At 62.5% G+C, this 3,296-nt stretch carries 2 protein-coding genes; both read left to right on the top strand.

The features are described from left to right. Positions 1 to 5 precede the first annotated feature (5 nt). On the top strand, positions 6 to 1,766 hold the full coding sequence (locus tag D6877_RS01660; RefSeq protein WP_130909654.1) for an ATP-binding protein: 1,761 nt from the start codon (positions 6 to 8) through the stop codon (positions 1,764 to 1,766). Next, positions 1,766 to 3,094: a sigma-54 dependent transcriptional regulator gene (locus tag D6877_RS01655; protein WP_130909653.1), complete on the top strand. Its 1,329-nt coding sequence runs from the start codon at positions 1,766 to 1,768 to the stop codon at positions 3,092 to 3,094. The genes D6877_RS01660 and D6877_RS01655 overlap by 1 nt, the downstream gene beginning before the upstream one ends. The last annotated feature ends 202 nt before the right edge of the window (positions 3,095 to 3,296 follow it).

Genomic DNA, 3,296 nt, shown 5'->3' with positions numbered 1-3,296 from the left:
CCAGCATGCTGCCGACTTCCCGTACCCTGCGTCTGTCGTTGTATTCCCTGCTGATCATCGCCGGCACGGTCGTGGCCGCGACACTCGCGATGCGCCACGCCGAGCGTCAGGCGCTGGAAGAAGACGCGGCCCGCGCCAATCAGCAACTGGGGTTGTACGCCAACTCATTGCACACCCTCATTGATCGCTATCGCGCCCTGCCCGCCGTACTGGCGCTGGACCCGCAATTGCGTTCGGCACTGGCCGGCCCGGTCGATGCCGCGCAGCAAGCGGCACTGAATCTGAAGCTGGAAAAGATCAACGGCGCGGCGCAGTCCTCGACCCTGGAATTGCTGGATCGAACAGGGCTGGCGGTGGCGGCGAGCAACTGGCGGCTGCCGAGCAGTTATGTCGGCCACAATTATGGTTTTCGCCCGTACTTCAGCCAGACCCGCACTCAGGGCACCGGACGTTTCTACGCGGTGGGCGTGACCAGCGGCATTCCCGGCTATTTCCTTTCCAGCGCGGTGCTCGGTGACCACGACGAGTTCCTCGGCGCCATGGTCGTCAAACTGGAATTCCCGGAGCTGGAGCGCGAATGGAGCCAGGGCAGCGACACGCTGCTGGTCAGCGATGCGCGCGGGATTATCTTCATCGCCAACCAGCCGGGCTGGCGTTATCGCGCCTTGCGGCCGTTGAGCGCCGATGATCTGGCCGAGATCAAAACCACGCGTCAGTACGACAAGCAATCGCTGCTGCCGCTGACCCATTTGCCGCTACGGCGCTTCGATGACAACAGCGATCTGCGCCGGGTCGAAGGTCCACAAGGCACGGCGGACTATCTGTGGGAATCGCTGCCACTGGCGACCGAAGGCTGGACCCTGCATCTGCTGCGCCGCCCGCAAGTGGCCTTCGAAGATTTGCGCAACGCCGCGCTGGCCGCCGCCGGTGTGTGGCTGGCGCTGGTGTTCTTGTTGCTGTTTCTCAATCAGCGCTGGCGGCTGGCCAAGGTCCGTCAGCGCAATCGTGAAGAGCTTGAGCGTCTGGTCGAGGAGCGCACCCGCGACTTGCGCACCGCGCAGGAAGGCCTGGTGCAGTCGGCCAAACTCGCCGCGCTGGGGCAGATGTCCGCCGCGCTGGCACACGAAATCAATCAACCGCTGACCGCCCAGCGCATGCAACTGGCAACCTTGCGCCTGCTGCTCGAACATGGCCGCGTCGATGACGCCTACAAGGCGCTGAAACCGGTGGACGACATGCTCACGCGCATGGCCGCCCTAACCGGCCACCTGAAGACTTTCGCCCGCAAAAGCCCGAGCGGCTTGCGCGAACGTCTGGATCTGGCGACGGTGGTCGATCAATCACTGCAACTGCTCGATGCGCGACTGCGTGACGAGCAGGTCAGCCTGGTGCTGCATCTGACCCGTCCGGCGTGGGTGCGCGGTGATGCGATTCGTCTCGAACAAGTGTTGATCAATTTGCTGCGCAACGCGCTGGATGCAATGCAAGGAAAAGCCTGCAAGCGTCTGGAAATCCGTCTGGAGGCCGATGAGCAATTGTGGCGGCTCAGCGTCAGCGACAACGGCGGCGGGATTGCCGAGGAACATCTGGGCCAGGTGTTCGATCCGTTCTTTACCACCAAACCGGTGGGTGACGGTCTGGGCCTGGGGCTGGCAGTATCCTTCGCCATCGTGCATGAATCCGGCGGGCGCTTGAGCGTGGAGAATGGCGACCACGGCGCAGTGTTCAGCCTGACCCTGCCAATCGATCTGGAGGCACATATCTGATGTTCAATTCGGTGATGGTGGTCGACGACGAAAGCAGCATTCGCGACGCCGTTGAACAGTGGCTGAGCCTGTCGGGGTTTCAGGTGAAATTGTTCAGCCGTGCCGAAGAATGCCTCGCCGCGCTCCCGGAACATTTTGCCGGGGTGATCCTCAGCGACGTGCGCATGCCCGGCATGGACGGTTTGCAATTGCTCGCCGAAGTGCAAAAGCGCGACAGCGATCTGCCGGTGATTCTGCTTACCGGCCATGGCGATGTGCCGATGGCGGTCGAAGCCATGCGCGATGGCGCCTACGACTTTCTGGAAAAACCGTTCAGCCCGGAAACCCTGCTCGGCAGCCTGCGTCGGGCGCTGGACAAACGCCGCCTGGTCCTGGAAAACCGCGCCCTGCACGAACTGGCTGACAACCGCGCTAGGCTGGATGCGACGTTGCTCGGCGTGTCCCGCGGCTTGCAGACATTGCGTCGGCAGGTGCTGGATCTGGCGACGTTGCCGGTCAACGTGCTGATCCGTGGTGAAACCGGCAGCGGCAAGGAACTGGTCGCGCGTTGCCTGCATGATTTCGGCCCGCGCGCCGGTAAGCCCTTTGTAGCGCTCAATTGCGCGGCGATCCCGGAGCAACTGTTCGAGGCCGAGCTGTTCGGCCATGAGAGCGGCGCGTTTACCGGCGCCTCGGGCAAGCGCATCGGCAAGCTGGAATATGCCGATGGCGGCACGCTGTTTCTCGACGAGATCGAAAGCATGCCGCTGGCCCAGCAGGTGAAATTGCTGCGGGTCTTGCAGGAGCAAAAGCTTGAACGGCTGGGTTCGAACCAGAGCATTCGCGTTGATTTGCGCATTGTCGCGGCGACCAAACCGGACTTGCTCGACGAAGCCCGCGCCGGGCGTTTTCGTGAGGACCTGGCGTATCGCCTCAACGTCGCAGAACTGCGCTTGCCGCCGCTGCGTGATCGCCGCGAAGACATTCCATTACTGTTTGAAACCTTTGCCCAGAACGCCGCCCAGCGTCTGGGCCGGACCTTTCCGCCGTTGACCGGTGCGCAGCTCAGTCACCTGCTCAGCCATGACTGGCCGGGCAATGTTCGCGAACTGGCCAACGTTGCTGAGCGTCAGGTGTTGGGGCTGGATGAACCGGTCGCCGGAATCGATCCGGGGCAATCGCTGGCGGCGCAGCAGGAAGCCTTCGAAGCACAATGCCTGCGCGCGGCGTTGACCCGGCACAAAGGTGATGTCAAAGCCGTGCTCGAAGAACTGCAACTGCCGCGCCGCACGTTCAATGAAAAGATGCAGCGGCATGGGTTGAGTCGGGAGATGTTTCTGGCGGAGTGAGGCAGAGATTTGTGGTGTAGCTGAAATCCATCCCCCTCACCCCAGCCCTCTCCCCCAGGGGGGCGAGTGGGAAGGGAGCCGATCTCCATGCTTTCCCGAATCTGTATTCGACTCGATATTGCAGGTCGATGTAACCCACAAGAACACCTCGGTCAGTCCCCTCTCCCTCTGGGAGAGGGCTAGGGTGAGGGGCTTTTGATCT

This window comes from Pseudomonas sp. Sample_9 (genome assembly GCF_004307535.1).
GTDB classification, from domain to species: domain Bacteria; phylum Pseudomonadota; class Gammaproteobacteria; order Pseudomonadales; family Pseudomonadaceae; genus Aquipseudomonas; species Aquipseudomonas mercuritolerans.
The sequence above is the reverse complement of the archived record's forward strand: the minus strand, read 5'-3'. Positions and strand labels throughout refer to the sequence as shown.